Source organism: Streptomyces sp. NPDC111520 (assembly GCF_055635295.1).
Window position 1 is genome coordinate 279,180 of sequence record NZ_JBVKBW010000008.1, and the last position, 26,236, is coordinate 305,415.

Below are 26,236 nucleotides of genomic sequence, written 5' to 3' on the forward strand. Positions count from 1 at the left end.
GATACTTGACATCCCTCGGGGAAGACCTGTGAGGTCAGCCGGGTGGTCGGCGAGAAATCCGCCGCCGATCCGCTGCGCAACCCGTCGGGAGACGCCGAAGACATCGCGGGCGTCGTCAAAGGGCATCCGCGGCAAGGTGATCCTGGTCGGCCACCCGGATCACCATCGAAGACATCGCCGTCGACGCCGACCGCCGTACCCGCTGACACCCTCCGGCCGGCCCGCCCGGTTCGGCCCCGGCGTACTGGCGGTGTTGAGAGAACCCACGTATGCGGCCGTTCACATGAGTTCGTGCGATGTGAGTTCCCACTACTCACCGACAGAGTGGCTTGCCGGCTGGTACGACGAGCGCCGGCGGATTCCGCGAGCGGAACGGGATCCCCCGATGAATGAACAGCAGATTCTTCAGTGCGTGCATGCTCAATCGTCGATGAGGAGCACGACCTGCGCGCCCAGCGCAGTTCGGCCGGACTCGTCCGCCAAGCCTGGACGTGATGGCGGAACCCATCTCAGGCATTCATGCGATGTCGATGATCACGCGGGTCGGCAGGTTAGGTCATATCCGCACAAGCGACGCATGAGAAGGAATGACATGCCCCACATGAAGAGAAGGACTCCCGCGATGTCCCGACGCGTGAAGACCGCCTTCGCCGCCGTACTGGTCGCCCTGACCGGCGCGGTGGCCGCGCATCCCGCGAACGCGACCGTCGCGCGCGGCGCCAAGCCCACCATCGTCCTCGTTCACGGCGCCTGGGCCGACGCCTCCGGCTGGAACGGAGTCATCACCCGACTAAGGAACGACGGTTATCCGGTGATCGCCCCGGGCAACCCGCTGCGCGGCCTGGCCTCCCGGCGCGCCCGCCTGGAAGACCGTTCCGTCCTGGGCGCTGATCCCCCTCGACGACCAGGTCATCCCGCTGCAGGCCCAGCGCTTCATGACCGCCCGCGCCAAGTCCCACACGATCGAGGTCTCAGGCTCGCACGTCGTCATGATGAGCAGGCCCGGCGCGGTCACCCAGCTCATCGAGACCGCAGCCCGCGCAACCAACTGATCATTTCTCCAAGGCCGGCCCCCTTGTAGGGGGGCCGGCCAAGCCATGTTCACCGGTCGCACCGCCATCAGGGCCCGGCCTGGACGCAGGACAGGTCAGTAGGAGGTTCCCGGGCCCGGACGGGGCAGCGTTGGCCACGTCGTCGCCCAGCCGTCTCTGTCCGGTATGTGCAAGCCGCTGACCTGGCGGAACGTCGTCGCGTGTGCTTCATGGCAGCTCCGTTACCGCCCCCCAGTCCGAAACTTGGCCTGGCGTGTGTCTTGGGTGTATGCAGAGTCGTGCAATGGGGATCAAAGGCGGGGGGCCGTGGGCCAACGTAAGCGGGGCGCCGGGCACGGTGAGAAGGTCGGGCTGCTCGGGCGGGGGCCGGAGTGTGCTGTCTTCGATCAGATGATCGCGGCCCTCCGCATGGGGGAGAGTCGCGTGCTGGTGGTGCACGGCGCGCCGGGAGTCGGAAAGTCGGCGCTGCTGGAGTACGCGGAGAACTCGGCGGCCGGCATGCGGGTGCTGCGTGCGGTCGGTGTCGAGTCCGAGATGGAATTGGCTTTTGCCACGTTGCATCAGTTGTGTGCGCCGCTGCTGGATCGGCTGGAGCATCTTCCCGCGCCGCAGCGCGATGCGCTTGAGAGGGTGTTCGGGATGCGAGGGGGAACGCCGCCCGAACGCTTCCTGGTTGGGCTGGCGGTACTGAGTCTGCTGTCGGACGTCTCGGAGGGGAACCCTCTCCTCTGTGTGATCGACGACGCGCAGTGGATGGACCGGTCCTCGGCGCAGGTCCTCGGCTTCGTCGCCCGGCGGCTGCTGGCGGAGTCGGTCGCCCTCGTCTTCGGCTCTCGCCGGAGGGCTCAGGAGTTGCTCGGACTACCGGAGTTGGAGGTCACCGGGCTCAAGGACGCGGACGCGCACGCTCTGCTGGACTCGGTGACGCACGTCCGGATCGATCAACACATCCGCGATCGGTTCGTGGCCGAGACCAGAGGCAACCCCCTTGCTTTGCTGGAGCTCCCGCGTGAGCTGGCCGTGACCCAGGTGGCGGGCGGATCCGGCCTCCTGGACGCCGACACGCTGCCGAGCCGGATCGAGCGTAGCTTCATGGCCCGGATCGAAGGCCTGCCCGAGCAGACCCGGTTGTTCCTGCTGATCGCCGCCGCCGAGCCGGTCGGCGATCCCTCGTTGGTGTGGCGCGCCGCCGAACGGCTCGGCATCACGCCGGCGACGGTCCTGGCGAGCGGGACGGACGGGCTCCTGGAGTTCGATGTACGTGTGATCTTTCGTCACCCGCTCGTGCGCTCCGCCGTGTACGGGTCGGCGAAGGAGGGAGATCGCCGGGCGGTCCATCTTGCGTTGGCTGAGGTCACCGACGCGCAGGTCGACCCGGACCGCCGTGCCTGGCACCTTGCGTCCGCGACGGCCGCGCCCGATGAGACCGTCGCCGCCGAACTGGAGCGGTCGGCCGGCCGGGCACAGGCCCGCGGTGGGCTGGCCACCGCAGCGGCGTTCCTGCAGCGATCCGTGGCTCTGACCTGCGACACCTCGCGGCGCGCCGAACGTGCCCTGACGGCTGCGGACGCCGGCCTTCGGGCGGGCGACATCGAAGCCGCGCGGCGATTCGTCGACCTCGCCGACCGTGATGCCCAGACCGAGTTCCAGCGCGTGCGAGCCCACCTGATACGCGGTCACATCACGTTCGCGGCCGGTTTCGACAACGAGGCGCCGCTGATGTTGCTGACAGCCGCGCAGCGGCTGGAGCCCTTCGACATGGACCTGGCGCGAGAGACGTATCTCATCGCCTGGGCTTCCGCGTCATTCGGTGCCGGGAACCGGGACAGTCTCATGGCCATCTCTCGGGCGATCAGGGAGCTGCCCTCTCGTGAAGGCAGCCCGCGTGCTCTCGATCTCGTGATGGAGGGCTACGCGCTGCTCGTCACCGACGGCCGGAGCGCCGCGCTTCCCACGTTGCGAAGGGCGAACACCGCGCTCACGGACCATCCCGTGCAGGACTTCCTGAAATGGGGCTGGGCGGCCTGTGGCGTGAGCGCGCTCATCTGGGAGGACCGGATCATGCCCGAGACGCCCGTCAGAGCGGTCGAGGAGGTGCGTACGGCCGGCGCACTGTCCGAGCTTCCCATCTATCTCCACGCGTTGGGGATACCGGTCTCGTTGAGCGGTGATTTCGCGGCCGGGGCCGCGATCGTCGTCGAAGCCGATGCCGTCGCCGAGGCGACGCGCGGGCCCATGACGCAGCACACCAAGCTCCTGCTGACGGCGATGCAGGGTAAGGAGGCCGAGGCCTCGGCGCTGATCGCCGCGACGATCGAGGAGGCCGGTGCCAGTGGTCAGTTGAACGGGGTCGCATCCGCCCAGTGGGCGGCCGCGGTCCTCTACAACGGTCTCGCCCACTATGGGCTCGCGCTGCCCGCGGCCCAGGCCACCCTTCAGAGCGCCAACCTGATCGTCTCCCAATGGGCGCTGCCCGAGCTCGTCGAGGCGGCGGCGCGCGTCGGAGACGATACGGCCGCCCGCGGGGCCCTCGAAGGTCTGGCGGACTCGGCGGAAGCGTGTGACACGGACTGGGCACAGGGAATCCTGGCCCGCTGCCGTGCGCTGCTGAGCGACGATGCCGCCGCGGACGACCTCTACCGCGAGGCGATCGAGCGGTTGGGCCGGACGATCTTGCGTCCCGAACAGGCGCGCGCTCACCTGCTGTACGGCGAGTGGTTGCGCCGGGACCGTCAGCGGGCCGAGGCGCGGATTCACCTGCGCACCGCGTACGAGATGTTCGTGTCGATCGGGATGGAGGCGTTCGCCGAGCGTGCCCGTCGCGAGCTTCTCGCCACAGGCGAGACCGTCCGCAAGCGCAGGAACAAGGCCTCGACGAGTGACGAGTTGACGGCACAGGAGACACAGATCGCCCTGCTCGTGCGGGACGGCCTCTCCAACCCGGAGGTCGGGGCTCGTCTCTTCCTGAGCCCGCGTACGGTCGAGTGGCACCTCCGCAAGATCTTCGCAAAGCTCGGTATCAGCTCCCGAAGGCAGCTCGGCGAGGCCCTGTCCCGCGGCGAGTACGAGTCCATGACGCAGTGAAGGTTCCGTGCCTGATCGAAGTCCATCCCGGTGATCGCTGCGTGGATCGGGCCACTCCCAGCTGACCTGCGGGGGCAGTTCGGTGAAGAACCGGTGTGGCCAGGTCACGGGTATGCCCGGCATCGGGTCGACGGGCGGCCGCTGACACCCGTGAACCCTCCCTGGCCCCCGGTGACCAGTGAGACTCCCTGGTGCGACCTTGCAGGCGCCTGCGCGAGTCTTCTCGTGTCGGCTTTTCGTCCGAGCACGGGAGCAGCGGTGATGGGCATGAGGCCGCGTCATCCTCGACCTGAGGGAATGAGGCAGCCATGGACGACCTGCCGCTGGACGGAGCCGTCGCGCTGATCACCGGGGCGAGCAGCGGGATCGGAGCCGCGACCGCGCGCCGGCTCGCCCGCGACGGCGCGGCGGTCGCCCTGGTCGCCCGTCGCCGCAACCGCCTGGACCAGGTCGCGTGCGACATCTCGATGCTGGGCGGCGAAGCGGTCGCGTTGGAGGCCGACATCACCGAGCCCGAACGCGCCGACGACATGGTGCAAGGGACGCTGGATCGGTTCGGGCGCCTCGACATCCTGGTCAACAACGCCGGGATCATGCTGCTCAACTCGGCGCTGCACACCTCCATCGAGGAGTGGGATCGGATGATCTCGCTCAACGTGGCGGCGCTGTTGCACGTCACGCACGCCGCCATCCCGCATCTGATCTACGCGGCATCGACATCCCCGCGGCAGGTGGCCGATCTCGTCAACGTCAGCTCGACGGCCGGGCGAGTCGCCCGGCCGGGGAGCAGCGTCTACGGCCTGACCAAGTTCGGCCTGAACGCGTTCACCGAATCGCTTCGCCAGGAACTGCTCGGCGAACGCGTCCGGGTCAGCGTGGTGGAGCCCGGCACCGTGGACACCGAACCGGTGAATCACCTCAGTGACACCACCCGGGACGCGGCCCGCCGACAGATCGACGGAATCGAAGCGCTGCGGCCGGAGGACATCGCGGACGCAATCAGCTACATCATCACGCGAGATCGGCGGGTCGCCGTCAACGAGATGCTGGTTCGTGCCGGCGGCCAAACGTGGTAGCCGGCATCGACGCCGCGGTGTCGGTTGGGCGGTGCTGATGGCCGGCAGGAACCCCAGGTTGACGTTGCGTGGCCGGCAGATCGAGTGCGAGACGTTGGACCAGCTTGTGGCGGCTGCGCAGGCCGGCCGTAGCGCGGTCCTGGTGCTGCGTGGTGAGGCCGGCATCGGCAAGACGGCGTTGCTGGAATACGCGCGAGACAGCGCGCCCGACTGCCGGGTCGCCAGAGCGGCGGGCGTCGAGTCGGAGATGGAAATGGCCTTCGGCGGGCTGCATCAGCTGTGCGCCCCGTTTCTGGATCGCCTGTGTCGCCTGCCGGAGCCGCAACGTGACGCGCTGGAAACGGCGTTCGGGCTGCGTGCGGGAGCTCAACCGGACCGTTTCCTGGTCGGGCTCGCGGTGCTCAGCCTCCTCGCCGACGCGGCCGCGAAGGAGCCGCTGGTCTGCCTCATCGATGACGCCCAGTGGCTGGATCGGGTCTCCGCACAGACCCTCGCCTTCGTCGCGCGCCGCCTGCTCGCGGAGCGGATCGGGCTGGTGTTCGCGGTGCGCGAACCAGGACTCGAAGACGAGTTGGCGGGGCTGCCCCAGCTCGAAGTGGGGCGATTGAGCGACGGAGACGCTCGCGCCCTGCTGGACTCCGTGACTCCCGGGCGGCTCGACGAGTGGGTCCGGGACCGGATCGTCGCCGAGACGAAGGGAAATCCCCTGGCTCTGCGCGAGCTGCCCCGGGGTTTGACTCCGGCGGAGCTGGCAGGTGGATTCAGGCGGCCCGACGCGCGGCCGCCGACCGGCCAGATCGAGCAGAGCCTTCTACGGCAGGTCCAGTCGCTCCCGGCCCAGACGCAGCAGTTGCTGCTCGTCGCGGCGGCCGAACCGGTGGGAGATGTGACCTTGCTGACCCACGCGGCGGAGCTGCTCGGGATCGACGCGGCCGCCGCGTCGGCGGCCGAAGCGGCAGGATTGATCACCATCGGGACCCGGGTGCGCTTTCGTCATCCTCTCGTGCGCTCGGCGACCTATCACATGGGCACCCCGCAGGCCCGGCAGAACGTGCACCAGGCACTGGCCGACGCGACCGATCCTCACTCGGATCCCGATCGCCGGGCGTGGCATCTGGCCAACGCCACAGTCGGCCCTGATGAGGCGGTGGCCGCCGAGCTTGAGCGCTGTGCCGATCGGGCCCAGGCGCGCGGCGGAGTGGCGGCTGCGGCCGCGTTTCTCGAGCGAGCAGCCGAGCTGACCCCTGATCCCGCACGCCGCGGAACCAGAGCGTTGGCGGCGGCACGGGCCAAGTACCAGGCCGCCGGATATGGCGCTGCGCTCGAACTGCTGGACGCGGCCGAGCTCAGCCCCCTGGACGAACACGAGCTTGCCCAGGCCGGACTGCTGCGCGGGCAGATCGTGTTCGCCTCCACCAGCGCCGGCGCCGCCTTGCCGCTGCTACTCAGTGCCGCCAAGCGGTCGGAGCCGATGGACGCCGGACTGACGCGCGAGGCTTACCGTGACACGCTGCACGCAGCCATGACCGCAGGCGGGCTGCCGAGCGGCGCTCAGATGGTGGACATCGCCCAGGCGCTGCTCGCCGCTTCGCCGGGGCCGCCACCGGAACGCAACGACCTGCTCCTGCGTGGCCTGGCCGTGGTGACCACCGAGGGTTACGCCGCGGGCGTGCCACTGGTACGACAGGCCCTGGACGCTTTCCGTACCGAAGGGGTCTCCGGGGAAGAGGGCCTTGGCTGGCTCCCGCTCGCGTGCCGCATGGCGCACAACGTCTGGGACTTCGACAACTGGTCGGTGCTGTCGGCGAGGCTGGTCGACCTGGCACGCGAGACAGGGTCTTTGTCGGTGCTGCCGTCGGCTCTGCTGCTGCTCGTGTCGAACCGGGCCCTCGCCGGTGAGCTCGCCGTCGCCGATGCGCTGGTCGCCGAGGCGGCCGCGGTCGGTGAGGCGACAGGAAGCCGCTTCTTCGCCCAGTACACGGCCCTGGTCGTCGAACCGTGGCGGGGCCGGGAGGCCGCGACACTTCAAGTGATCGAGGCGATCGCGCGAGACACGGTCCTCGCGGGGGAGACCAAAGTGCTGACCGCCGGGCAATGGGCGAGCTCTGTGCTCTACAACAGCCTGGGCCGCCACGAGGAGGCGTACGCCGCGGCCGAGCGGGCCTGCGAGCACCCGGAGGAGCTGGGCGGACCGTTCATCAGGGCCATGGTCGAGCTCGTCGAGGCTGCCACCCGGACCGGCCGGCCGGCCCGCGCCGCGGAAGCCGCCCAGCGGCTCGACGAGATGGCACAGGCCGGCGGCACCGACTGGGCCCTCGGCACCTCGGCGAGCGCGCGTGCCCAGGTGAACGAAGGGCCGGCGGCCGAGACTCTGTACCGCGAGGCGATCGAGCGGTTCGGCCGTACCGGTGCGCGGCTCGTACTCGCCCGCGCCCGGCTGCTCTACGGCGAGTGGCTGCGCCGGGAGAGCAGGCGCCACGACGCACGCGAGCAGCTTGGCGCCGCGTACGAGATGCTCAGCCAGATGGGGGCCGAGGGGTTCGCGGAACGCGCCCGCCGCGAACTGCAGGCCACCGGCGAGACGACACGCAAGATCCCCGCCAAGGAGCGCAACCTCCTCACCGCCCAGGAAGCGCAGATAGCGCGTCTGGCCGGCGACGGTTTGACGAACCCCGAGATCGGCGCTCAGCTGTGCATCAGCCCGCACACCGTCGAATGGCACCTGCGCAAAGTCTTCGCGAAGCTCGGCATCGCCTCCCGCAAACAGATCCCCGCGCTGCTCAACGGAACAGCGGCCACGGCATGACGGCATCCCTACCTCGACAGTCGCCCAGATCAGCACGCGTGGTTGAGGTGGAACTGGTGAGCCCCCTGCGGAAAGGAAGCAACATGAGCAGCACGCTGGATGGAAAGGTCGTCCTCGTCACCGGGGCGTCGTCGGGCATCGGCGAGGCCACGGCGTTGGCCCTGTCGGCGGAGGGTGCCCGTGTTGCGGTCGGGGCGCGGCGGGCCGACCGGTTGGCGTCTTTGGCGCGCAAGGCTCCCGGTGAGGTGCTGGCCCTCGACCTGGACGTGACCGACCAGGAGTCGGTGCGGGCCGCGGTCGCCGCGACCGTCGAGCGCTTCGGCGCCCTGGACATTCTGGTGAACAGCGCGGGGGTGATGCTCGCCGGCCCGATCGCGGGTGCGGACACCACGGAGTGGACGCGCATGATCGAGACCAACCTGCTCGGGTCGATGTACACGGTCCACGCCGCGTTGCCGCATCTGCTGGAGCGCAAGGGCACCGTGCTGCAGGTCTCCTCGACCTCAGGCCGGACCTCGTCGGCCGGCAACGGCGTCTACGCCGCGACGAAGTTCGGCGTCACCGCCTTCTCCGAAGCGCTGCGGCAGGAGGTCACCGCCCAGGGCGTGCGCGTCGTGGTCATCGAACCCGGCTTCGTCGCCACCGAACTGGCCGACCACATCACCGACCCCACGATGCAGGCCGCCGCCAAGAACATCGGCGCCTCCATGCGCACCCTGCAGCCCGAGGACATCGCCAACGCCGTCGTGTACGCGGTCACCCAGCCAGAGCACGTCGCCGTCAACGAGATCCTCATCCGCCCCACCGACCAGACCCGGTAGGGAAGTGGCACCGGCCCCACGCAGGCGCGACCTTCGGCGCGCCGGACGCACCCACGGCCCGGCGCGGCATCGGCGAGTACGAAGACCCGAATAGATCAAGCTCGCCCGATGGCCGGAGTGCCGGGCGGTGTTGAGGAGGATGAATGGTCGGCTCGTTCGGCCTGCTCCTGCGGAGCTTGCGGCAAGCGGCGCAGTTGACGATCGAGGAGCTGTCCCATGCGTCCGGCGTGAGTGTGCGGGCCATCGGTGACATGGAGCGAGGCGTCAGCCGCGGACCGCAAAAGCGGACGGTGGAGGCGCTGGCAGAGGCGTTGCGGCTCGGTGACGAGCAGCGGGCGGAGCTGACCGAGGCCGCGCGGGCGGGCCGGCCACGGCCGAGTGGCACGGTGCCGGGTGCATGTGAGCTGCCGCGTGAAGCGGGTGATTTCACCGGTCGCGAGAGGGAATTGGATCTGCTGCGCCGGCTCGCCGGGCAGGCGAGGGCTGGGGAGCCGGCGGTCGTGGCCACCATCTCCGGTACCGCCGGTATCGGGAAAACCGCCTTGGCCGTGCACGCCGCCCGGCACCTGGCCGAGGTGTTCCCCGACGGCTGCTTCTACGTGGACCTGCGCGGCATGGACAGCGCCCCGCCGGCCCCGGGGAGCGTGCTGTCGCGGCTGCTGAAGGCCATGGGCGTGGCCGAGCAGCGGATCCCGGGCGATGAGGAAGAACGGGCCGGGTTTTATCGGGCGCTGCTGGGTGATCGCCGTTGCCTGGTCGTGCTCGACAACGCCGCGGATGAGGCGCAGGTGCGGCCGCTGCTGCCGGCGTACGGTCCAGGGATGACCATCGTCACCAGTCGCCGGTCGCTGGCCGGGCTCGAGGGGATACGGCAGATCCCGCTCCACCAGCTGTCCAGTACGGAGGCGGCCGGGCTGCTGCGAGCCATCGTGGGGGCGGAGCGGACCGAGGCCGATCCGGACAGCGTGGCCGAGCTGGCCCGGCTGTGCGGGAATCTGCCGCTGGCGGTGCGGATCGCGGGGAACCGGTTGCAGAGCCGGCCGGGGTGGACGATCAGTCAGCTGGCCGGACGTTTGGGTGATGAAGAGCGCCGGTTGGAGGCGCTGGCGGTGGGGGATCTGGCCGTCGCGGCCGCGTTCGCCTTGTCGTACCAGCAGGTGTCCGGTACGGCGCGCATCAGTTTCCGGCGGCTGGCGCTGGCCGCCGCACCGGACTTCGGGGTACCACTGGCCGCCGTCCTCGCCCAGGTGGACCTGTTCGAGGCCGAGGACGCGCTGGAGGAGCTGGTCGAGCTGGGCCTGCTGACCTCGCCGTACGCCGGTCGTTACGTCTTCCATGATCTGGTCCGGCTGTATGCCCGTGCCCAGTTGGAGCAGGAGGAGCCGGTAGAGACCCAGGAGGAGGCGCGCCGGCGGATGGAGAGCTGGCTGCTGGAGGTGGCAGTGGTCGCCGCACGCTGGTTCAAGCCGGACTACGGAGCGCCGTCGCGGGAGCGGCGGCCGCTGGTCACGCTCGACAGCCCGCAAGAGGCCAACGATTGGCTGCAGTCGGAGAGCACGGCCTGGCTGGAGGCGCTGCGCTCAGCGGCGCGGCGCCGAGAACATGCGACGGTGGTCGAGGTGGCCGAGTCCATGTACTGGTTCGCCAGCCAGTGGGTCCAGTGGGGGCACTGGCTGGAGGTGTTCGAGCTGTCCTCCGGCGCGGCACGCGCCATGGGCGACCGGCTGCAGGAGGCGGTGCTGCTCAATTATCTGTCCTGGGCGCTCACGGTGTGCGATGGCCGTAAGGAGGAGGGGGAGGCGATCGCGTTGGGGGCGCTGGAGTTGGCCCGCGAGGTCGGCGACGTCCGCTGGCAAGGGTGGGCGCTGTACCACGCCAGTTGGGCGACCCGGGGCGATCCGGCGAACCTGGAGCGTGAGCTGGACTTCAGCCGGCGAGCCGCTGATCTCCTGCTGCAGGCTGGGGATCTGGAGGGCTATCCCCAGGCCATGACGAGCTACACCGGCGCCCTGCGCTGGGCGGGCCGGGCAGAAGAGGCCTTGGAGCGCAACCTGGCACTGGTGGCTACGTTGCGTGACCCTGCCTACGGCGGTTCCCCGGCCATCATCACCTTTACTCTCGGGGTGACCCTGACTCAGATCGGCATGGACTACCTCGCGCTCCAACGCGGGGAGGAGGCGGTCGACGCCTACCGGCAGGCGCTGCCCGAGTTGCGCTCCCGCCCGATCGGTCAGGTCTTGGGACGTGTCCAGCGCGGCCTGGCCACAGCGCTGCAGCAGGTGGGCCGGGTCGAGGAGGCGCGCGAGGCGTTGGTGGAAGCGCTGCGGGAGTTCGAGGAATGCGGCGATAGCGAGCAAGCCGCTGAGGTGGTCAAGGAACTCGAGGAGTTCGCCGGACCCGGCACGTCAGCCGGCAGTTGAGCGCGGTCACGATGCTGGACGCCGACATCAGCGGCGTCGGCTGATCCAGTGAGTTTCTCGATTCAGATCATTTGCTGAAAGAACTACATCGTCCACTCCGGCGGAACGCTGATTCGGTACGCCGCCGGCCTGCTTCTCCGCTTGGGCCTGGGCGTGAGCGGAACATTTGCGCCGTCTCGTCACGCATCTGAGTGGCTGCGCTGTCTTGCTGAATGTCACGACAGAAAGGCAGCACTATGAGCAGGCACGTTCTCGGCATGGTGATCATGCCTCTGAACTGCAGTCTTATGGATGCTTACCGGAACCGTCGGAGGCGATTCGAACGGCTGAACGCGACTGGGGGTCAAGGGGTCGCAGGTTCACATCCTGTCGTCCCGACGGTGACGCAGCAGTTCGAAGGCCGTGTCCGCAGCAGCGGACACGGCCTTCGCGCGTTCTGCCCCGCGGGAGGCCGCACGCCGGTGGAGCAGCACCCCGCGGGGGCTTCCGGCGCGCGGCCGTACGGGCATAATGGCCCGATACATCGGATGTCCGGGGAGGCGAGGGGCTCATGGCGGTCACCGACGAGGCGATCGAGAAGATCAAGGGGATGATCGTCTCCGGCGCGCTGCGGCCCGGCGACCGGCTCCCCAAGGAGAGCGAACTCGCCGCGGAGCTCGGGCTGTCGCGCAACTCCCTGCGTGAGGCGGTCCGCGCGCTGTCCCTGATCAGGATCCTGGACGTACGGCAGGGCGACGGCACCTACGTCACCAGCCTGGACCCGCAGCTGCTGCTGGAGGCGCTGAGCTTCGTGGTGGACTTCCACCGCGACGACACCGTCCTGGAGTTCCTCGCGGTGCGCCGCATCCTGGAGCCCGCGGCGACGGCGATGGCGGCCACGCGCATCGCCGAGTCCCAGCTGGAGGCACTGACCGAGCAGCTGGAGGCACTGGGGACGACGCCGTCGGTGGAGGAACTGGTCGCGTGCGACCTGGAGTTCCACCGCGGCATCGTGCAGGCCTCGGGCAACTCGGTGCTGTGCTCGCTGCTGGACGGGCTGTCGGGACCGACGACCAGGGCGCGGATCTGGCGCGGGCTGACGCAGGAGGACGCGGTCAGCCGCACCCTGCACGAGCACCGGGCGATCCTGGCGGCCCTGCGGGACCGGGACGCCGAGGCGGCGCGGTCGTGGGCGACGGTGCACGTCGCCAGCGTGGAGCAGTGGCTGCGCTCCACGCTCTGACTCCCGGCGGGCGAACCGCACGGCGCCGGGGCGCGTCCGGTCCTTCGTAAGAGTGATCGAAAAGAGGGATCGGATGAATCCACGCTTCAGGCTGCGCCTGCGCCGCCCCTCGGCCCGCACGCTGCGCCGCGGCGCGCTGACGGGCGTCCTCGTCGTCCTGCTCCCGGTGCTGGCCGCCGGGGTCGCCCTGCGGCTGGAGTACGCCGGCGACCCCTCCGGCGCCGGGGCCGACCGTGGCCGGAACGCGGTGTGGCTCGGGCACGCCTGGGTCGACGGGGAACGCGACGACGCCGACCTCGAGGCGCTGGCCCGGGAGTTGCGCGGCAGCGGCACCCGGGACCTGTACGTGCACACCGGGCCCCTGGAGTTCGACGGCCGCCTCGACGCCGGCCTCTACCCGCGGGCGCGGGACATGATCGGCCGGATGCACGCCGCGCTGCCGGGGGTGCGCGTCCAGGCGTGGCTCGGCCAGGTCCTGTCCCACGACGGTTCCGAGGGCCTGCACCTGGACGACCCGGCGACCCGCGCCCGGGTGGCCGGCAGCGCCGCCCAGGTCCTGGCGGCCGGGTTCGACGGGGTCCACCTGGACCTGGAGCCGATGTACTCCGACGACCGCGGCTTCCTCACGCTGCTGGACTCGGTGCACCGGCTCACCGCCGCCCGCGGCGCGCCGCTGTCGGTCGCGACCCACCAGATCGACCCGCTGCCCTCGCTGCACTCGGTGAGCGGCCCGCTGTTCAACCACCCCAAGTGGTGGTCCCAGCACTACTTCGCGGAGGTGGCCCGGCGCGTGGACCAGGTCGCGATGATGACCTACGACACCGCCCTGCCGCTCGAGAGCCTCTACGGCGGCTACGTGGCGCAGCAGACCGCGCTCGCCCTGGAGGTGACGCCGCAGGACACCGACCTGCTCGTCGGCCTGCCCGGCTACCACACGAACAACCTGGGCCGCCACGCCTGGGCGGAGACCGTCACGGCCGCCGTGCGCGGCGCCCGGCTCGGCCTGGCCCGGCACGCGCCCTCGCGCGAGCGCTTCGGCGTCGCGCTGTACGTCGACTTCGCCGCGACCCCGGCGGACTGGGCCGCGTACCGCTCCGCGTGGAGCGGTGGCTGACCGGACGCGTACGTCCGATGACTCTGGGGATCATCCCCCTAACGAAGGCGGCGGCACCTGTCCCGCGAAGCCGTAGGCTGGTGCAGCACGCGAAGGAACGGCAGCCGGCGGGGGTGGCACCATCCCCCTTCCGGCCGGAAGGAGGCGCTGGGTGATCGAGCTCGAGGGGGTTCCCGAGCTGATCGACCCGGTCATGGTGGCCGCGTTCGAGGGCTGGAACGACGCCGGGGACGCCGCCTCCGCCGCGGTCGGGCATCTGGACCGGGAGTTCAAGGGCGAGGTGTTCGCCGCGCTGGACGCCGAGGACTACTACGACTTCCAGGTCAACCGTCCCACGGTCTGGATGGACGGCAGCACACGGCGGATCACCTGGCCCACCACGCGGCTGTCCGTCATCCGCATCGAGACCCCCAAGCCACGCGACCTCGTCCTCGTACGGGGCATCGAGCCCAGCATGCGCTGGCGCTCGTTCTGCAACGAGATCCTGGGCTTCGCCCATGAGCTCGGCATCGAGATGGTGGTGGTGATGGGCGCCCTCCTGGGCGACACCCCGCACACCCGTCCGGTGCCGGTCACGGCCGTCACCTCCGACCCGGACCTGGCGACCGCGCTCAGCCTGGAGGAGTCCCGCTACGAGGGCCCCACCGGCATCGTCGGCATCCTCCAGGAGGCCTGCACCCACGCGGGCATCCCGGCGGTCAGCCTGTGGGCGGCCGTGCCGCACTACGTGTCGCAGCCGCCGAACCCGAAGGCGACGCTGGCGCTGCTCAACCGTCTCGAGGACCTGCTGGACCTGCGCATCCCGCTCGGCGAGCTGCCGGAGGACGCCCGTGCCTGGCAGGTCGGCGTGGACCAGCTCGCGGCCGAGGACAGCGAGGTCGCCGAGTACGTCCAGACACTGGAGGAGGCCCGCGACACCGCGGAGCTCCCGGAGGCCTCGGGCGAGGCCATCGCCCGCGAGTTCGAACGCTACCTGCGGCGCCGCGACCCCCAGTCGGGCGAGTCCGACGCGGGCCCGTACCTGCGGGACATGTCGCAGAAGCCGAAGGACGACCGCGAGGAGAAGGAGGACGGCGCCGACGGGGAGTGACCCGTACGGCACGTCAACGAACACGGCCCGGCCGCCGTCCCGCACAGGGGACGGCGGCCGGGCCGTTTCCGCGGGAGTCCCCCGGGCAGGGCCCGGGGGACTCCCGCCGCGTCAGAGCGCGACGCCGAGCAGGGCGTCCACGGCGCGGGAGACCAGGCCGGGGGCGCCGGTGTCCGTGCCGCCCTCGGTCTCCTGCCGGGCGGCCCAGCGGTCGACGGCGGCGAGCGCGGCGGGGGCGTCCAGGTCGTCGGCGAGGGCCTCGCGGATCTCCTCCAGCAGCGCCTCGGCCGGCGGGCCGTCGGGCCGCGAGACGGCGGCGCGCCAGCGGGCCAGCCGCTCCACCGCGCCGGCGAGGACCTCGTCCGTCCACTCCCAGTCCTGGCGGTAGTGGTGGGCCAGCAGGCTGAGCCGTATGGCCGCCGCGTCCACCCCGTCGCGGCGCAGCTGGGAGACGAAGACGAGGTTGCCCTTGGACTTGGACATCTTCTCGCCGTGCAGCGCGACCATGCCGGCGTGCACGTACGCCTTCGCCATGGGGAACTCGCCGGTGAGCACCTGGGCGTGCGAGGCGCCCATCTCGTGGTGCGGGAAGGCGAGGTCGGAGCCGCCGCCCTGCACGTCGAAGCCCATGCCGAGGTGGTCGAGGGCGATGGCCACGCACTCGATGTGCCAGCCGGGGCGTCCCCGGCCCAGGCTGCCGCCGTCCCAGCTGGGCTCGCCCTCACGGGCGGCGAGCCACAGGACGGGGTCCACGGGGTTCTTCTTGCCCGGGCGGTCCGGGTCGCCGCCGCGCTCGGCCGACAGGGCGCGCATGGCGGCCGCGTCCAGGTGGGAGACGCTGCCGAAGTGCGGGTCGGAGTCGACGTGGAAGTAGATGTCGCCGTCCAGTTCGTACGCGGTGCCGCCCTCGCGCAGCCGCTCGACCAGCGGGACGATCCCCGGGATGGCCTCGACGGCGCCGATGTAGTGGGCCGGCGGCAGCATCCGCAGGGCGGTCATGTCCTCGCGGAACAGGGTGGTCTCGCGCTCGGCGAGGGCCGTCCAGTCCTCACCGGTCAGGCCGGCCCGCTCCAGCAGCGGGTCGTCGACGTCGGTGACGTTCTGGACGTACTGGACCTGGCGCTTCGTGTCGAGCCACACGCGCTGCACGAGGTCGAACGCGTTGTAGGTGGCCGCGTGACCCATGTGGGTGGCGTCGTAGGGGGTGATCCCGCACACGTAGATGCGGGCGACCGGACCGGGGCTCAGGGTTACCGGGCCACCGGTCGCGGTGTCGTGGAGGCGGAGGTCGCGCCCGGTGCCCGGGAGGGCAGGGACGTCGGAAGCGGGCCAGGCATGCATGTCATGAGATTAACCGCCCGCCTGATCCACAAACGAACGGTGGGTACGCCCGGGGCGCCCGGCCCCCGGGTCAGATGGGCGGCCAGGGGATGGCGGGCCACTCCCCCGAGGGCTCGGGATGACGTCCCGAGTCGAGCAGCGCGGCGACGCGGGCGCGGAGCGCGTCGAGCTCGTCCGCCGTGATGAGTTCCGCCAGCCGGGCGCCCAGACCCCCGTCGGCGAGCTCCGCGGAGAGCTTGCCGAGGACCTCGACGGTCTCGTCGGTGAGCGGTTCGCCGGCCCAGCCCCACAGGAGGGTGCGCAGCTTGTTCTCCGTGTTGAACGTCACGCCGTGGTCGATCGCGTACAGCTGCCCGTCGGCGGCCGGCAGCAGGTGTCCGCCCTTGCGGTCGGCGTTGTTGATCACGGCGTCCAGGACGGACAGCCGGCGCAGCCGGATGTCGTCGGCGTGCACCAGCAGCGCGGTGCGGCCCTCGCCGACCTCGGCGAAGCCGACGGCCTTCCAGCCCTCGCCCGCCTCCTCCCCCTCGACGAGGGCGAGGAGCCCTTCGCCGCCCTCCTCGGGGGTCTCGATCCACAACTGCACCATGCCCTCGCCGTACGGCCCGTCCCGCAGCACGGTCGGCGGCACCAGGCCCCAGCCGGTGGCCTCGGAGACCAGGTACGCGGCGACCTCGCGCTGGGCGAGCGTCCCGTCGGGGAAGTCCCACAGCGGCCGCTCGCCGGCGACCGGCTTGTACACGCAGTGGGCACGTACGCCGTCGTGCTCGACCGCGCAGTAGAGCACGGCGTTGGAGGCGTCCCGCAGCCGCCCGCGCACGGTCAGTTCGCCGTGCGCGAGCAGTTGGCCGGCTATGTCCCCGCTCAGGCCGTCGCCGACCGCCGGTACCCGTTCTGACGCGGGCATACGTGTCCTTCCGGATCCAGGGGCAGGCTGCACAGCGGGCAGGGCGGGCGGCCGGCCGCGACGACGTCGAGGGCGCGCTTGGCGAAGGAACGGGCCTGGGCACCGGTCAGGCGCACCCGCAGCAGCGGGGGTCCGTTCTCGTCGTCCTGCAGGAGCATCTCCTCGGCCGCCTCGAGGTCCTCCTCGTCCTCGGCCTCGATCTCGACCAGCGCCTGGGCCTCCAGGATCATCCGCTCCTCGGCGCCGTCCCAGGCCAGTGCCATGGTGCCGACCCGGAACTCCTCCTCGACGGGGACCTCGAGCGGCCTGCTGTCGAGCAGCTCCGTGGGGGCGACGGCGGGTACGGGGGCGGCGCCGCCGGTGCGGCGCACGACCTCGTCCAGCAGCTCGTCGATGCGCTCGGCGAGTGCCTCGACCTGGGTCTTCTCCAGCGCGACGCTGGTGGTCCGGCCGGCGGCGCTCGCCTGCAGGAAGAAGGTGCGTTGGCCCGGTTGGCCCACGGTGCCGGCGACGAAGCGTTCGGGCTTGTCGTAGAGGAACACCTGACGAGGCACGTCCTGCTCCGTTAGTTCGGTGTCTTCGCGGTTCGGTCCACCCTACTGCGGAAGCTGATCACGGTGCGCCCGCACCGCCCCCGACCTCCGCGTCGCCCGGGGCGGCGGTGGGCCGTTCCCTGGGGCGCAGGCCGTCCAGGGTGCCGGTGTCGCCGAGCCGGAGCAGGAAGGGCCGCTCCGCGGTGTAGCGGATCGCGGTGACCGAGCAGGGGTCGACGGCGACGCGCTGGAAGAGGTCGAGGTGCATGCCGAGGGCGTCGGCGACCACGGACTTGATGATGTCGCCGTGGGAGCACATCACGACGAGGGCGTCGGGGCCGTGGGTCTTCTCCACGCGCGCGTTCCAGTCGCGCACCGCGTCGACCGCGCGGGCCTGCATGGCGCGCACCGACTCGCCCCCCTCGCCGGGGAAGACGGCGGCCGAGGGGTAGCGCTGGACCACGCCCCACAGCGGCTCGTCGGCCAGCTCGGCGATCTTGCGGCCGCTCCAGTCGCCGTAGGCGCACTCCGAGATCCGCTCCTCGACGTGGAGCGGCACCCCGGGCAGGGCGTCCAGCAGGGGCTGCACGGTCTCCCGGCACCGCTGCAGGGGGCTGGTGACGACGGCGGCCGGCGGCAGCGCGGCCAACCGGGCCGCCAGCGCGGCGGCCTGGTCACGTCCCGTCTCGTCGAGGGCGACTCCGGGGAGCCGTCCGGCCAGCACTTTCTCCGCGTTGGCGGTGGACCGGCCGTGCCGGACCAGGATCACGGTGGGCATGACCGCCACCATACGACCACCGCTCGTCCGGTGTGGCGCCGACGTAACGCGGAAGAAGACAGGTGTGATCGTCGACTGCGCCATTTACCGCGACGGGGAGCGCACCGCCGCCCCCGACGACCTCTCCGACGCGCTGGACGCGGCGCGGTCCACGGAGGGGGCCTTCGTCTGGATCGGCCTGTACGAGCCGACGGAGAAGGAGTTCGACCTCGTCAGCCGTGAGTTCGGCCTTCACCCGCTGGCCGTGGAGGACGCGCTCTGCGCCCACCAGCGGCCCAAGCTGGAGGTGTACGAGGGTTCGCTGTTCCTGGTCCTCAAGCCGGTCGCGTACGACGACGAGCGGGACACCGTCACCGCGGGCGAGCTGATGATCTTCGTCGGGGAGGCCTTCGTCGTCACCGTGCGGCACGGCGAGGCGATCGCCCCGGGTGAGATCCGGCACCGCCTGGAGGCCGAGCACGAGGTCCTCAAGCACGGTCCGACCGCGGTGATGTACGCCATCAGCGACGCCGTCGTGGACGACTACATGGTCGTCGCGGCCGATCTGCAGGCCGACCTGGAGGACCTGGAGACGGAGGTCTTCGCCCCGGAGGGCCGCAGGTCCGTCGCGCGCCGGGGCGCCGAGAGCACGGCGAGCCGGATCTACGGCTTCAAGCGCCAGCTGCTGGAGTTCCGGCGGGCCACCGCGCCGCTGATGCAGCCGATGATCCGGCTCTCGGCGGGCACGGTGCCGCACGTGGCGGCCGGCACCCGGCCCTTCTTCCGCGACGTGGCCGACCACCTCACCCGGGCCAACGAGCAGGTGGACAGCCTCGACCGGCTGCTCAGCGACGTGCTGAGCTCCCATCTGACCCAGGTGGGGGTGCGGCAGAACGACGACATGCGCAAGATCTCGTCGTGGGCCGCCATGGCGGCGGTGCCCACCATGATCGCCGGCATCTACGGCATGAACTTCCGCTACATGCCCGAACTCCACCAGGTGTGGGGCTACCCGGCGGTCCTGGCGGTCATCGCCGTGTCCGAGATCCTGCTGTACCGGATGTTCAAGCGGCACGGCTGGCTCTGAGCGGTCCCCGGCCCCGCCCGGGGTCCGTACGGTGCGGGCGGGGCCGGGAGGCGGCTCAGACCGCGGGTTCCGCCGCGGGCTCGGGGCCACCGAGCGCGTCGCGGCGCTGGGGCATCGCCAGCCGTACCATCCGCCGCCAGCCGCCCAGGCGTTCGTACGCGTAGGTCCCGTGGATGCCGGCCCGCAGCACCGCGGCCTTCGCGGCGGACCAGCCGAGGATCCGGCCCATGTGGGCCATGACGGCGAGGCTGACGTCGCGGTAGACGCGGATCTCGGCGCGGACGCACTCGCGCAGGACGCGCTCGATGGCCGCGCCGTGGCCGGTGCCGGCGAAGCGCAGCAGTTCCTCGTGGCAGTAGGCGAGGTGGTTGTCCTCGTCGGCGGAGATCATGCGGACCGCCCTGCCGATGTCGGCGTGGTCGGCGAAGTACTTGGTGAGCAGGGCCATCTGCTCGGAGGCGCGCTGTTCGGTGACCCGGCTGTGGGCGAGGTAGGTGACGACGTCCTGCACGGTCAGGGGCTCGTCGCGGCGCAGTTTGTCGTGGGCGAGGCCGATGCCGCCGCGTTCGAGGAGCATGGTGTAGTCGGTGTCCGGGGGGACCGGGACGGGTTCGAGGCCGCGCTTGCGCATCAGGGCGTGGAAGATCCGGCCGTGCTTGTCCTCGTCGGCGCCGTGCCGGGCGATCTTGGGGGCCAGTTCACGCTGGGACTCGGGGACCAGAGCGGCGATCCTGCCGTTCTCCCAGCCGCCCTGCGCCTCACCGCTGGCCGCGATGGAGCAGAACAGCCGGAAGGAGTCGTCGTTGTCGAGGATCTCCTGGAACAGACTCCGGGCGGAGAGCATGACGTACCTCCTGCGCGAATCGGGCATACGCAAAAGACGAGTCAAGTCGCCCGCAATGCGGGAGGCAACAGGCCCGGGCGTCAACTCGGCCGAACGGATGAGGGCCGTCCGGCACCGGACACGTAACCCCTGGCGCCCTCGGGCGTTGAGTTTGGTGACGGCCGTGGCGGGGAAGACCCCCGAGCCCCCACCACGGCCGCGGAAACCGAGGGGCGCTGCCGCCGGCCGAAGTGCCCGTGATTTCATAGCCCCTCGGAGGGGTCACGACCAAGACATGTTCAGCAAGGCGACGCGCAGCCGGACGACGGCACGCCCCGTGGGCCCGGCGGGCTCGGACTGGGCCCCTTACGCGCGCCTTGACGACGCGGCACGCGCCTACTTCCTCCACGCCGACGTGGCCCTGGAGGCGATCGACGGGATCCTGGGCCGGCGGCGGGTGCGCGGTTTCACCCTGGAACGCGTCGTCGACCTGACGGAGGCCGGCACCTCGGTGTGGCAGGAGGCCGCGGTCTGCGACGGCCGGCGGCTCATCCTGTGGCACAGCGAGGAGGTCGCCGACGAGGACGCGCCGGGCGGCCGGGTGCTGGACTCCTCGCTGCAGGTGCTGCCCCTGGACGCGATCGGCCACGTCGGCATGCGCACGCTGGTGGGCCGCGACGAACAGGGCCGGCGCATCGACCGCGGGGTGTACGTGGTGCTGGCCACCGCCACGCCGCAGGAACTGAGCGCGGTGCGCGGCGACGCCGACGGCCAGATCGCCTCCGCCCGCTTCCGCCCGGAGGCCTTCCGGTTCAGCAAGTCCCTCGACGACGGCGGGGCCGGCCAGATAGCGCGCCTGATCGCCTTCGGGCGGATGATGGGGCGCCTGGTCCCGGGCTGAGCCGGGACCGGCGCCGTGGGCCCGTGGGCCCTACCCCGCGAGTCCGGCGCGCTCCAGCGCCTCGACGCCCGCGCGCAGCGCGGCGACCCGCTCGTCCAGGGTGAACCCGGCCGGGGCCAGGGTCAGCGTGGTGACGCCGGCGGCCGCGTAGGCCTGCATCCGGTCGGCGATCCGCTCCACGGAGCCCAGCAGGGTGGTGGAGTCGATGAGTTCGCGCGGGACCGCGGCGGCGGCGCCGTCCTTGTCGCCGGACAGGTACTTGTCCTGGATCTCGGCGGCCTCCTTCTCGAACCCCATGCGCTGCGCGAGCCGGTTGTAGAAGTTCTGCTCGCGGCTGCCCATGCCGCCCACGTACAGGGCGGTGTAGGGGCGGAAGAGGTCGGCCAGCGCGTCCACGTCCTCGCCGACGGCGAGCGGCACGGTGGGGCAGACGTCGAAGCCGTCCATGGTCTTCCCGGCCTTCTCGCGGCCCGCCCGGATGTGGCGGAGCGCGGTGTCCTCCAGGTGGTCGGCCGAGGGGAAGATCAGCAGGGCGCCGTCGGCGATCTCGCCGGTCTGCTCCAGGTTCTTCGGGCCGATCGCGGCGATGTACAGCGGGACGCGCTCGCGCACCGGGTGCACCGTCAGCTTCAGCGCCTTGCCGGGGCCGCCGGGCAGCGGCAGCGTCCAGTGCTCGCCCTCGTGGCTGAGCCGCTCCCGGGACATCGCCTTGCGGACGATCTCGACGTACTCGCGCGTGCGGGCCAGCGGCTTGTCGAACCTGACGCCGTACCAGCCCTCGGAGACCTGCGGGCCGGACACGCCCAGGCCCAGCCGGAAGCGGCCGCCCGACAGGGAGTCGAGGGTGGCGGCGGTCATCGCCGTCATCGCGGGCGTACGGGCCGGGATCTGGAAGATCGCGGAGCCGACGTCGATGCGCTCGGTCTGCGCGGCCACCCAGGACAGCACGGTGGGCGCGTCCGAGCCGTAGGCCTCGGCCGCCCAGCACACGGAGTAGCCGAGACGGTCCGCCTCCTGCGCCACGGCGAGGTTGTCGGCGTCCATCCCGGCGCCCCAGTAGCCGAGGTTGATCCCGAGCCGCATGGCGATCCCCTTACCGATGAGTAACGTCTTTGTTCCCCGGACCTTATCGCTCCGGGCGCGCGCCGGCGCCTGTCGGGTACGTCACTCCTGCCCAAAGGTCCCGGACGACCAGTAATCTCACCCCTCATGGAGCAAAGGCACCTCGGCCGTACGGGACTGCGCGTGTCCAGGCTCGGGCTCGGCACGCTGACCTGGGGGCGCGACACCGGCGAACTCGACGCCGCCGACCAGCTCAAGGCCTTCTGGGAGGCCGGGGGCACGCTCGTGGACACCGCCGACGTGTACGGGGACGGCGGGGCCGAGTACCTCCTCGGCCGGCTGGTGGAGGACCTGGTGCCGCGCTCGGACCTGGTGATCGCCACCAAGGCCGGCAGCGTCCCCGACCCCTACCGCCGCTTCGACACCTCGCGCGGCCACCTGCTGGCGGCACTCGACGCCTCCCTGCAGCGGCTCGGCACCGACCACGTCGACCTGTGGCAGGTGCACGCGTACGACGCGACCACCCCGCTCGACGAGACGCTGCAGGCCCTCGACCTCGCCGTGAGCTCCGGCCGCGCCCGCTACGTCGGGGTGTCCAACTTCTGCGGCTGGCAGCTGGCGAAGGCGGCCACCTGGCAGCAGGCGCTGCCCACGCGCACGCCGCTGGCCAGCACGCAGATGGAGTACTCGCTGCTGCAGCGCGGCATCGAGCGCGAGGTCCTGCCCGCCGCGCTGGACCTGGGGGTGGGGCTGCTGCCCTCCTCGCCGCTGGGACGCGGGGTGCTGACCGGCAAGTACCGGCACGGGACCCCGCAGGACTCCCGCGGCGGCTCCGAGGACATGGCGCCCTTCGTCGCCCCCTACCTCGACGAGACGGCCCGGCTCATCGTGGACGCGCTGGCCATAGCGGCCGACGGGCTGGCCGCCAGCCCCCTGCAGGTGGCGCTCGCCTGGGTGCGGGACCGCCCGGGGGTCGTCGCCCCGATCGTCGGGGCGCGCAACGCCCAGCAGCTCGCTGCCGCGTTGTCAGTGGAGACCCTTAGTCTTCCCGATGAGATCTGCCAGGCGCTGGACGACGTCTCTGCGCCGGTGCACCGCTATCCGGACCACGACTGGAGCACGCTGTGATCGGGCCCCGGCCGTAGTCCGCCGTACAACGGAGGCCACCGTGACCGAGGACCGCGACGACCGCGAGGACGGCGCCCGCGAGGAGGGCGCCGAGCCGCAGGAGGCCGCCGCCGAGGAGTCCGCGGCTCCCCGGCGGCCCCGGCCCTCGACCGAGGGCGTCGGTTCGCAGCTCCCCGCCGAACTCTCGGACCTGGCCGCGGCGGTGCGGGCCATCGAGCGCGGCGAGCGTCCCACCGCGCCCGCCAGGAGCGGCGGGCCCGTACGTCCCGCCGCGGCGCCGCCCGCGGCCGCCCCCTCCCCTGCGCCCGCCCCTGCGCCCGCCCCCGTGGCGCGGCCCGCGCTGCCCGACCGGCTCAGCGAAGACGCGGTCGCGGCCGCACGGACGGTGCTGGCGGCGGGCGGGGCCCCCGAGGGCATGGCCGAGGCCGCCGTGACGGCGCTGGGCGAACGGGCCGGTGAGACGCTGCGCGAGGACCCGTGGCAGGTGCTGGCGCTCACCGGGGTCCGGGTGGACCAGGCCGACGGCTTCGCCAAGACGCTGCTCGGCGGCGAGGCCGGCCCCGACGACGCGCGCCGGGTGCGCGCGCTGGTCGTCTGGCTGCTGGAGCGGGCCGCCGAGCGGGGCCACACCGCGCTCGAATGGGGGACGCTCGGCGCGGCACTCGGGCAGAACGGGGTCACCGGCGCCGAAGAGACCCTGAAGGCCGCCGTCGCGGACGGCCTGGTGCTGGTCTTCCACGTCCCGGACGAGAGCGCCGGTGCCCGTCCGGCGGCCGGCGAGGACGACGAGGAGGCGCCGGTGCGGCTGCTCCTCGGCCTGGACCGCTACGCGCTCGCCGAGGAGAGCCTCGCGGACGGCCTGGGCAGGCTCCTCAACACCTTCGACGCGGACGCGTCCCAGGACTGGGAGGGCGCGGCGGCCGCGGCCCCGTCCCCGTCCGCGGCGGCGCTGGTCCGGGCCGCGGCCGGCAGCGGTCTGGTCGTCCACACCGGCGCGGAGGCGGCCCGGGGGGAGCCGGCGGCGCTCGTGGCGGCCGCCCGCTCCCTGGGGCTGCGGGCCTGGGCCGTCGCGGCCACCGAGGACGGCAGGCGGCGGCTGGCCGGGTCCGTGGACACGGAGGCCACCGCCACCCTCGCCGGGCTGCTCTCGGGCCACGAGGGCCCCGGCCGGGACGAGGACGGCGCCCTGGCGCTGGACCTGCTGGCGGTGCTGGACGCGCCCCAGCTCGACGTGGAGACGGCGGCGACCCTGGTCGAGTCCGTGCCCGACGGCGCGCGCCTGGTGCTCTCCGGTGACCCGGCGGTGCTGTGGTCCCCGGGGCCCGGCCGGGTCTTCGCCGACCTGCTGGCGGCCAAGGTGTGCCCGCAGGTCGCCTCGCGCACGCCCGACCCCGGCCCGGTCGGCGAACTGGTCTCCGGGATCGGCTTCGGTGAGCTGGCCACCGTCGACGCCCCCGGCAAGGAGGTCGTGATCGTCCCGGTGCGCGACGCCGGCGAGGCCGTGCACCGCACGGTCCAGCTGGTCGCGGACTCCGTGCCCCGGGTCATCGGCGTCCCCCCGGAGCAGACCCAGGTGATCACCCCGGGCCACGGCGGTGCCGCCGGCACCCGCGCGCTCAACGCCGCGCTCAAGGAGCGGCTCAACCCGGGGCCCGGCCGCTTCGGCGGCTTCGACCCGGGTGACCGGATCGTCCACTCCCCGGCCCCCGGGACGGCCGTGCCGGGCACCGTGGTCTCCGCCGGCGCGGAGGGGCTGCGGCTCGACTGCGGGGGCACGCAGGTCGTGGTCGCGCCCGACGCCGTTCCCGGCGAGGTGCGGCACGGCTGGGCCGTCACGGCGCACCAGGCGGCGGGCCGCCGCTGGCCGGCCGCCGTCGTGGTCCTGCCGGGGGACGCCGCCAAGGACCTGACCCGGGCCTGGGTCTACACCGCCTTCAGCCGCGGGGAACGCCATCTGTCCGTGGTGCAGGGCGTCGATCAGGCGCTCCCGCACGCCGTGGCGGAGGTCCCCGCCCGGGAGCGGACCACCCGTCTGCGGGACATCCTGCGCGAGCAGGCGGCCGCCGCCGCCGCGGAGTGACCCGGGGCGCGGGCCCGGGGCGGCTCCCCCGGGCCCGCGGCCGGGCCGTGTCCGAGCCGGATCAGGCCAACCGGTCGAGCTCGTCCGCTTCGGCCTCGTCGTCGTAGACGGCGCTGACGTCGAAGCGGCAGAGCAGGTGCCGCGGGTCCGCCTGGTCGAAGGGCGCGGAGAGCCACTCGCCGGGCTCGGCATGCCCCGCCGCGGTCACCCAGAGCGTGGAGTCGCCCTCCTCCAGGCCGAACTCCTTGTGGCGCTCGGCGATCTCGTCGGGCTCGTACTCCCCGAAGAGGGCGCCCACGGCCGCGCCGATGTCCCCGCCGTCCTCCGCCGCGGAGCCGGAGACCCGTTCCGCCTGCCGGCGCAGCCGCTGGGGGTCGGCCACGGTGTAGTCCCGGCGGATCAGGACGCTGATCGCGCCCGGCTCCCCCGGCCCGGCGTAGTCGGGGAGGGTGTCCCCGAGCGGCACCTCGAAGGGGGTGACCTCGTCGTAGGTGTCGTAGAGCAGCTCGTCGTAGGCCTCGGCGGCCGAGGCGAGGCCCTCGAAGGCCCGGTAGACCGCGGGATCGTCCTCCCCGGTGCGGTTCTCGATCGCGTCCAGGTGGCGGTCCAGCGCGGCTTTCACCGCCTCGACGGCGGCTCGTACCTCGGCAACGGTGGGCTGCGCGGCATCAGACATGCAGAAGACGCTATCCGTACCGGGGCGCTCCCCGCACAATAGATGCGATGCCCGAATACGAATTCAGAGATGTGTACGTGCCGCGGGGAGTCTCCCGCAAGGAGGCTCAGCGCCTGCTGACCGACCACGCCGAGTACGGTCACTGGGAGCTCGACCGGCTCCGCCTCTACCCGGACGGCAGCCGCCGGGTGCGGCTGCGCCGACGGATCATCCGGCAGATACGCGCCACCTGGTGAGGTCGCCCCCGGACGCGGAA

At 72.0% G+C, this 26,236-nt stretch carries 21 protein-coding genes; 14 read left to right on the plus strand and 7 right to left on the minus strand.

Going from position 1 to position 26,236, the window contains the following annotated elements:
• Positions 1-890 precede the first annotated feature (890 nt).
• The 9 genes from ACZ7MY_RS21230 to ACZ7MY_RS21270 all read left to right on the plus strand — a co-directional run bounded on the left by ACZ7MY_RS21230 (position 891) and on the right by ACZ7MY_RS21270 (position 14,685).
• The gene (locus ACZ7MY_RS21230) at positions 891-1,052 is read left to right on the plus strand and encodes a hypothetical protein (protein WP_499603900.1); all 162 of its coding nucleotides are present in this window, start codon (positions 891-893) and stop codon (positions 1,050-1,052) included.
• Between the two features lie 306 nt (positions 1,053-1,358).
• Positions 1,359-4,136 carry an ATP-binding protein gene (locus tag ACZ7MY_RS21235; protein WP_499603618.1) on the plus strand — a complete coding sequence of 926 codons (2,778 nt, stop codon included), beginning with the start codon at positions 1,359-1,361 and terminating at the stop codon, positions 4,134-4,136.
• A gap of 308 nt (positions 4,137-4,444) precedes the next feature.
• On the plus strand, positions 4,445-5,212 hold the full coding sequence (locus ACZ7MY_RS21240) for an SDR family oxidoreductase (RefSeq protein ID WP_499603620.1): 768 nt from the start codon (positions 4,445-4,447) through the stop codon (positions 5,210-5,212).
• Positions 5,213-5,249: 37 nt separating this feature from the next.
• A complete protein-coding gene (locus tag ACZ7MY_RS21245) occupies positions 5,250-8,018 on the plus strand; it encodes an AAA family ATPase (RefSeq protein WP_499603901.1) in 2,769 nt (922 codons plus the stop codon).
• Positions 8,019-8,101: 83 nt separating this feature from the next.
• The gene (locus tag ACZ7MY_RS21250; protein ID WP_499603622.1) at positions 8,102-8,839 is read left to right on the plus strand and encodes an SDR family NAD(P)-dependent oxidoreductase; all 738 of its coding nucleotides are present in this window, start codon (positions 8,102-8,104) and stop codon (positions 8,837-8,839) included.
• Between the two features lie 143 nt (positions 8,840-8,982).
• On the plus strand, positions 8,983-11,259 hold the full coding sequence (locus ACZ7MY_RS21255) for a helix-turn-helix domain-containing protein (RefSeq protein WP_499603624.1): 2,277 nt from the start codon (positions 8,983-8,985) through the stop codon (positions 11,257-11,259).
• Between the two features lie 550 nt (positions 11,260-11,809).
• The gene (locus tag ACZ7MY_RS21260; protein WP_499603626.1) at positions 11,810-12,481 is read left to right on the plus strand and encodes a FadR/GntR family transcriptional regulator; all 672 of its coding nucleotides are present in this window, start codon (positions 11,810-11,812) and stop codon (positions 12,479-12,481) included.
• 73 nt (positions 12,482-12,554) lie between these two features.
• On the plus strand, positions 12,555-13,595 hold the full coding sequence (locus ACZ7MY_RS21265) for a glycoside hydrolase family 18 protein (RefSeq protein ID WP_499603627.1): 1,041 nt from the start codon (positions 12,555-12,557) through the stop codon (positions 13,593-13,595).
• A gap of 151 nt (positions 13,596-13,746) precedes the next feature.
• Complete coding sequence (locus tag ACZ7MY_RS21270) at positions 13,747-14,685, plus strand: PAC2 family protein (RefSeq protein ID WP_499603629.1); 939 nt, start codon at positions 13,747-13,749, stop codon at positions 14,683-14,685.
• 111 nt (positions 14,686-14,796) lie between these two features.
• On the opposite strand, the gene mshC is transcribed toward ACZ7MY_RS21270, so the two are convergent.
• The 4 genes from mshC to ACZ7MY_RS21290 all read right to left on the minus strand — a co-directional run bounded on the left by mshC (position 14,797) and on the right by ACZ7MY_RS21290 (position 18,244).
• Positions 14,797-16,026, minus strand: coding sequence for a cysteine--1-D-myo-inosityl 2-amino-2-deoxy-alpha-D-glucopyranoside ligase (mshC, locus tag ACZ7MY_RS21275; RefSeq protein WP_499603630.1), 1,230 nt, complete (start codon positions 16,024-16,026; stop codon positions 14,797-14,799).
• A 70-nt stretch (positions 16,027-16,096) separates the two neighbouring features.
• Positions 16,097-16,933, minus strand: coding sequence for an SCO1664 family protein (locus ACZ7MY_RS21280; RefSeq protein ID WP_499603632.1), 837 nt, complete (start codon positions 16,931-16,933; stop codon positions 16,097-16,099).
• On the minus strand, positions 16,891-17,487 hold the full coding sequence (locus tag ACZ7MY_RS21285; protein ID WP_499603634.1) for a DUF3090 domain-containing protein: 597 nt from the start codon (positions 17,485-17,487) through the stop codon (positions 16,891-16,893). Before ACZ7MY_RS21285 ends, ACZ7MY_RS21280 begins: the two co-directional genes overlap by 43 nt.
• 58 nt (positions 17,488-17,545) lie before the next feature.
• Complete coding sequence (locus tag ACZ7MY_RS21290) at positions 17,546-18,244, minus strand: histidine phosphatase family protein (RefSeq protein ID WP_499603636.1); 699 nt, start codon at positions 18,242-18,244, stop codon at positions 17,546-17,548.
• 64 nt (positions 18,245-18,308) lie between these two features.
• On the opposite strand from ACZ7MY_RS21290, the gene corA reads away from it, so the two are divergent.
• The gene (gene corA / locus ACZ7MY_RS21295; protein WP_499603638.1) at positions 18,309-19,310 is read left to right on the plus strand and encodes a magnesium/cobalt transporter CorA; all 1,002 of its coding nucleotides are present in this window, start codon (positions 18,309-18,311) and stop codon (positions 19,308-19,310) included.
• 55 nt (positions 19,311-19,365) lie between these two features.
• Here the strand turns inward: corA and ACZ7MY_RS21300 are convergent, their stop codons facing one another.
• Positions 19,366-20,154 (minus strand): ferritin-like domain-containing protein, encoded by a 789-nt coding sequence (locus tag ACZ7MY_RS21300; RefSeq protein WP_499603640.1) that lies wholly within the window; start codon positions 20,152-20,154, stop codon positions 19,366-19,368.
• Between the two features lie 274 nt (positions 20,155-20,428).
• Here ACZ7MY_RS21300 and ACZ7MY_RS21305 point away from each other — a divergent pair, with 274 nt between their 5' ends.
• Positions 20,429-21,034, plus strand: a complete 606-nt coding sequence (locus ACZ7MY_RS21305; RefSeq protein ID WP_499603641.1) for a hypothetical protein — start codon at positions 20,429-20,431, stop codon at positions 21,032-21,034.
• Between the two features lie 30 nt (positions 21,035-21,064).
• Here ACZ7MY_RS21305 and ACZ7MY_RS21310 read toward each other — a convergent pair whose 3' ends face one another.
• Entirely contained in the window at positions 21,065-22,117 is a 1,053-nt protein-coding gene (locus ACZ7MY_RS21310; protein ID WP_499603642.1) for an LLM class F420-dependent oxidoreductase, read from the minus strand.
• A gap of 126 nt (positions 22,118-22,243) precedes the next feature.
• Between ACZ7MY_RS21310 and ACZ7MY_RS21315 the strand changes: the two genes are divergently transcribed.
• Positions 22,244-23,224, plus strand: coding sequence for an aldo/keto reductase (locus ACZ7MY_RS21315; RefSeq protein WP_499603644.1), 981 nt, complete (start codon positions 22,244-22,246; stop codon positions 23,222-23,224).
• Between the two features lie 40 nt (positions 23,225-23,264).
• Positions 23,265-25,304 carry a helix-hairpin-helix domain-containing protein gene (locus tag ACZ7MY_RS21320; RefSeq protein ID WP_499603646.1) on the plus strand — a complete coding sequence of 680 codons (2,040 nt, stop codon included), beginning with the start codon at positions 23,265-23,267 and terminating at the stop codon, positions 25,302-25,304.
• A 61-nt stretch (positions 25,305-25,365) separates the two neighbouring features.
• Here ACZ7MY_RS21320 and ACZ7MY_RS21325 read toward each other — a convergent pair whose 3' ends face one another.
• Complete coding sequence (locus tag ACZ7MY_RS21325) at positions 25,366-25,980, minus strand: hypothetical protein (RefSeq protein WP_499603648.1); 615 nt, start codon at positions 25,978-25,980, stop codon at positions 25,366-25,368.
• Between the two features lie 47 nt (positions 25,981-26,027).
• Between ACZ7MY_RS21325 and ACZ7MY_RS21330 the strand changes: the two genes are divergently transcribed.
• Positions 26,028-26,216 (plus strand): DUF5703 family protein, encoded by a 189-nt coding sequence (locus tag ACZ7MY_RS21330; protein WP_026250995.1) that lies wholly within the window; start codon positions 26,028-26,030, stop codon positions 26,214-26,216.
• Positions 26,217-26,236 lie beyond the last annotated feature (20 nt).

Coding starts and splice junctions, on each gene's coding strand:
- ACZ7MY_RS21240 (WP_499603620.1), top strand. CDS start 4,445: ATGGACGACCTGCCGCTGGACGGAGCCGTCGCGCTGATCACCGGGGCG.
- ACZ7MY_RS21290 (WP_499603636.1), bottom strand. CDS start 18,244: ATGCCCACCGTGATCCTGGTCCGGCACGGCCGGTCCACCGCCAACGCG.
- mshC (WP_499603630.1), bottom strand. CDS start 16,026: ATGCATGCCTGGCCCGCTTCCGACGTCCCTGCCCTCCCGGGCACCGGG.
- ACZ7MY_RS21305 (WP_499603641.1), top strand. CDS start 20,429: ATGTTCAGCAAGGCGACGCGCAGCCGGACGACGGCACGCCCCGTGGGC.
- ACZ7MY_RS21300 (WP_499603640.1), bottom strand. CDS start 20,154: ATGCTCTCCGCCCGGAGTCTGTTCCAGGAGATCCTCGACAACGACGAC.
- ACZ7MY_RS21280 (WP_499603632.1), bottom strand. CDS start 16,933: ATGCCCGCGTCAGAACGGGTACCGGCGGTCGGCGACGGCCTGAGCGGG.
- ACZ7MY_RS21260 (WP_499603626.1), top strand. CDS start 11,810: ATGGCGGTCACCGACGAGGCGATCGAGAAGATCAAGGGGATGATCGTC.
- ACZ7MY_RS21255 (WP_499603624.1), top strand. CDS start 8,983: ATGGTCGGCTCGTTCGGCCTGCTCCTGCGGAGCTTGCGGCAAGCGGCG.
- ACZ7MY_RS21310 (WP_499603642.1), bottom strand. CDS start 22,117: ATGCGGCTCGGGATCAACCTCGGCTACTGGGGCGCCGGGATGGACGCC.
- ACZ7MY_RS21245 (WP_499603901.1), top strand. CDS start 5,250: ATGGCCGGCAGGAACCCCAGGTTGACGTTGCGTGGCCGGCAGATCGAG.
- ACZ7MY_RS21250 (WP_499603622.1), top strand. CDS start 8,102: ATGAGCAGCACGCTGGATGGAAAGGTCGTCCTCGTCACCGGGGCGTCG.
- ACZ7MY_RS21265 (WP_499603627.1), top strand. CDS start 12,555: ATGAATCCACGCTTCAGGCTGCGCCTGCGCCGCCCCTCGGCCCGCACG.
- ACZ7MY_RS21325 (WP_499603648.1), bottom strand. CDS start 25,980: ATGTCTGATGCCGCGCAGCCCACCGTTGCCGAGGTACGAGCCGCCGTC.
- ACZ7MY_RS21330 (WP_026250995.1), top strand. CDS start 26,028: ATGCCCGAATACGAATTCAGAGATGTGTACGTGCCGCGGGGAGTCTCC.
- ACZ7MY_RS21315 (WP_499603644.1), top strand. CDS start 22,244: ATGGAGCAAAGGCACCTCGGCCGTACGGGACTGCGCGTGTCCAGGCTC.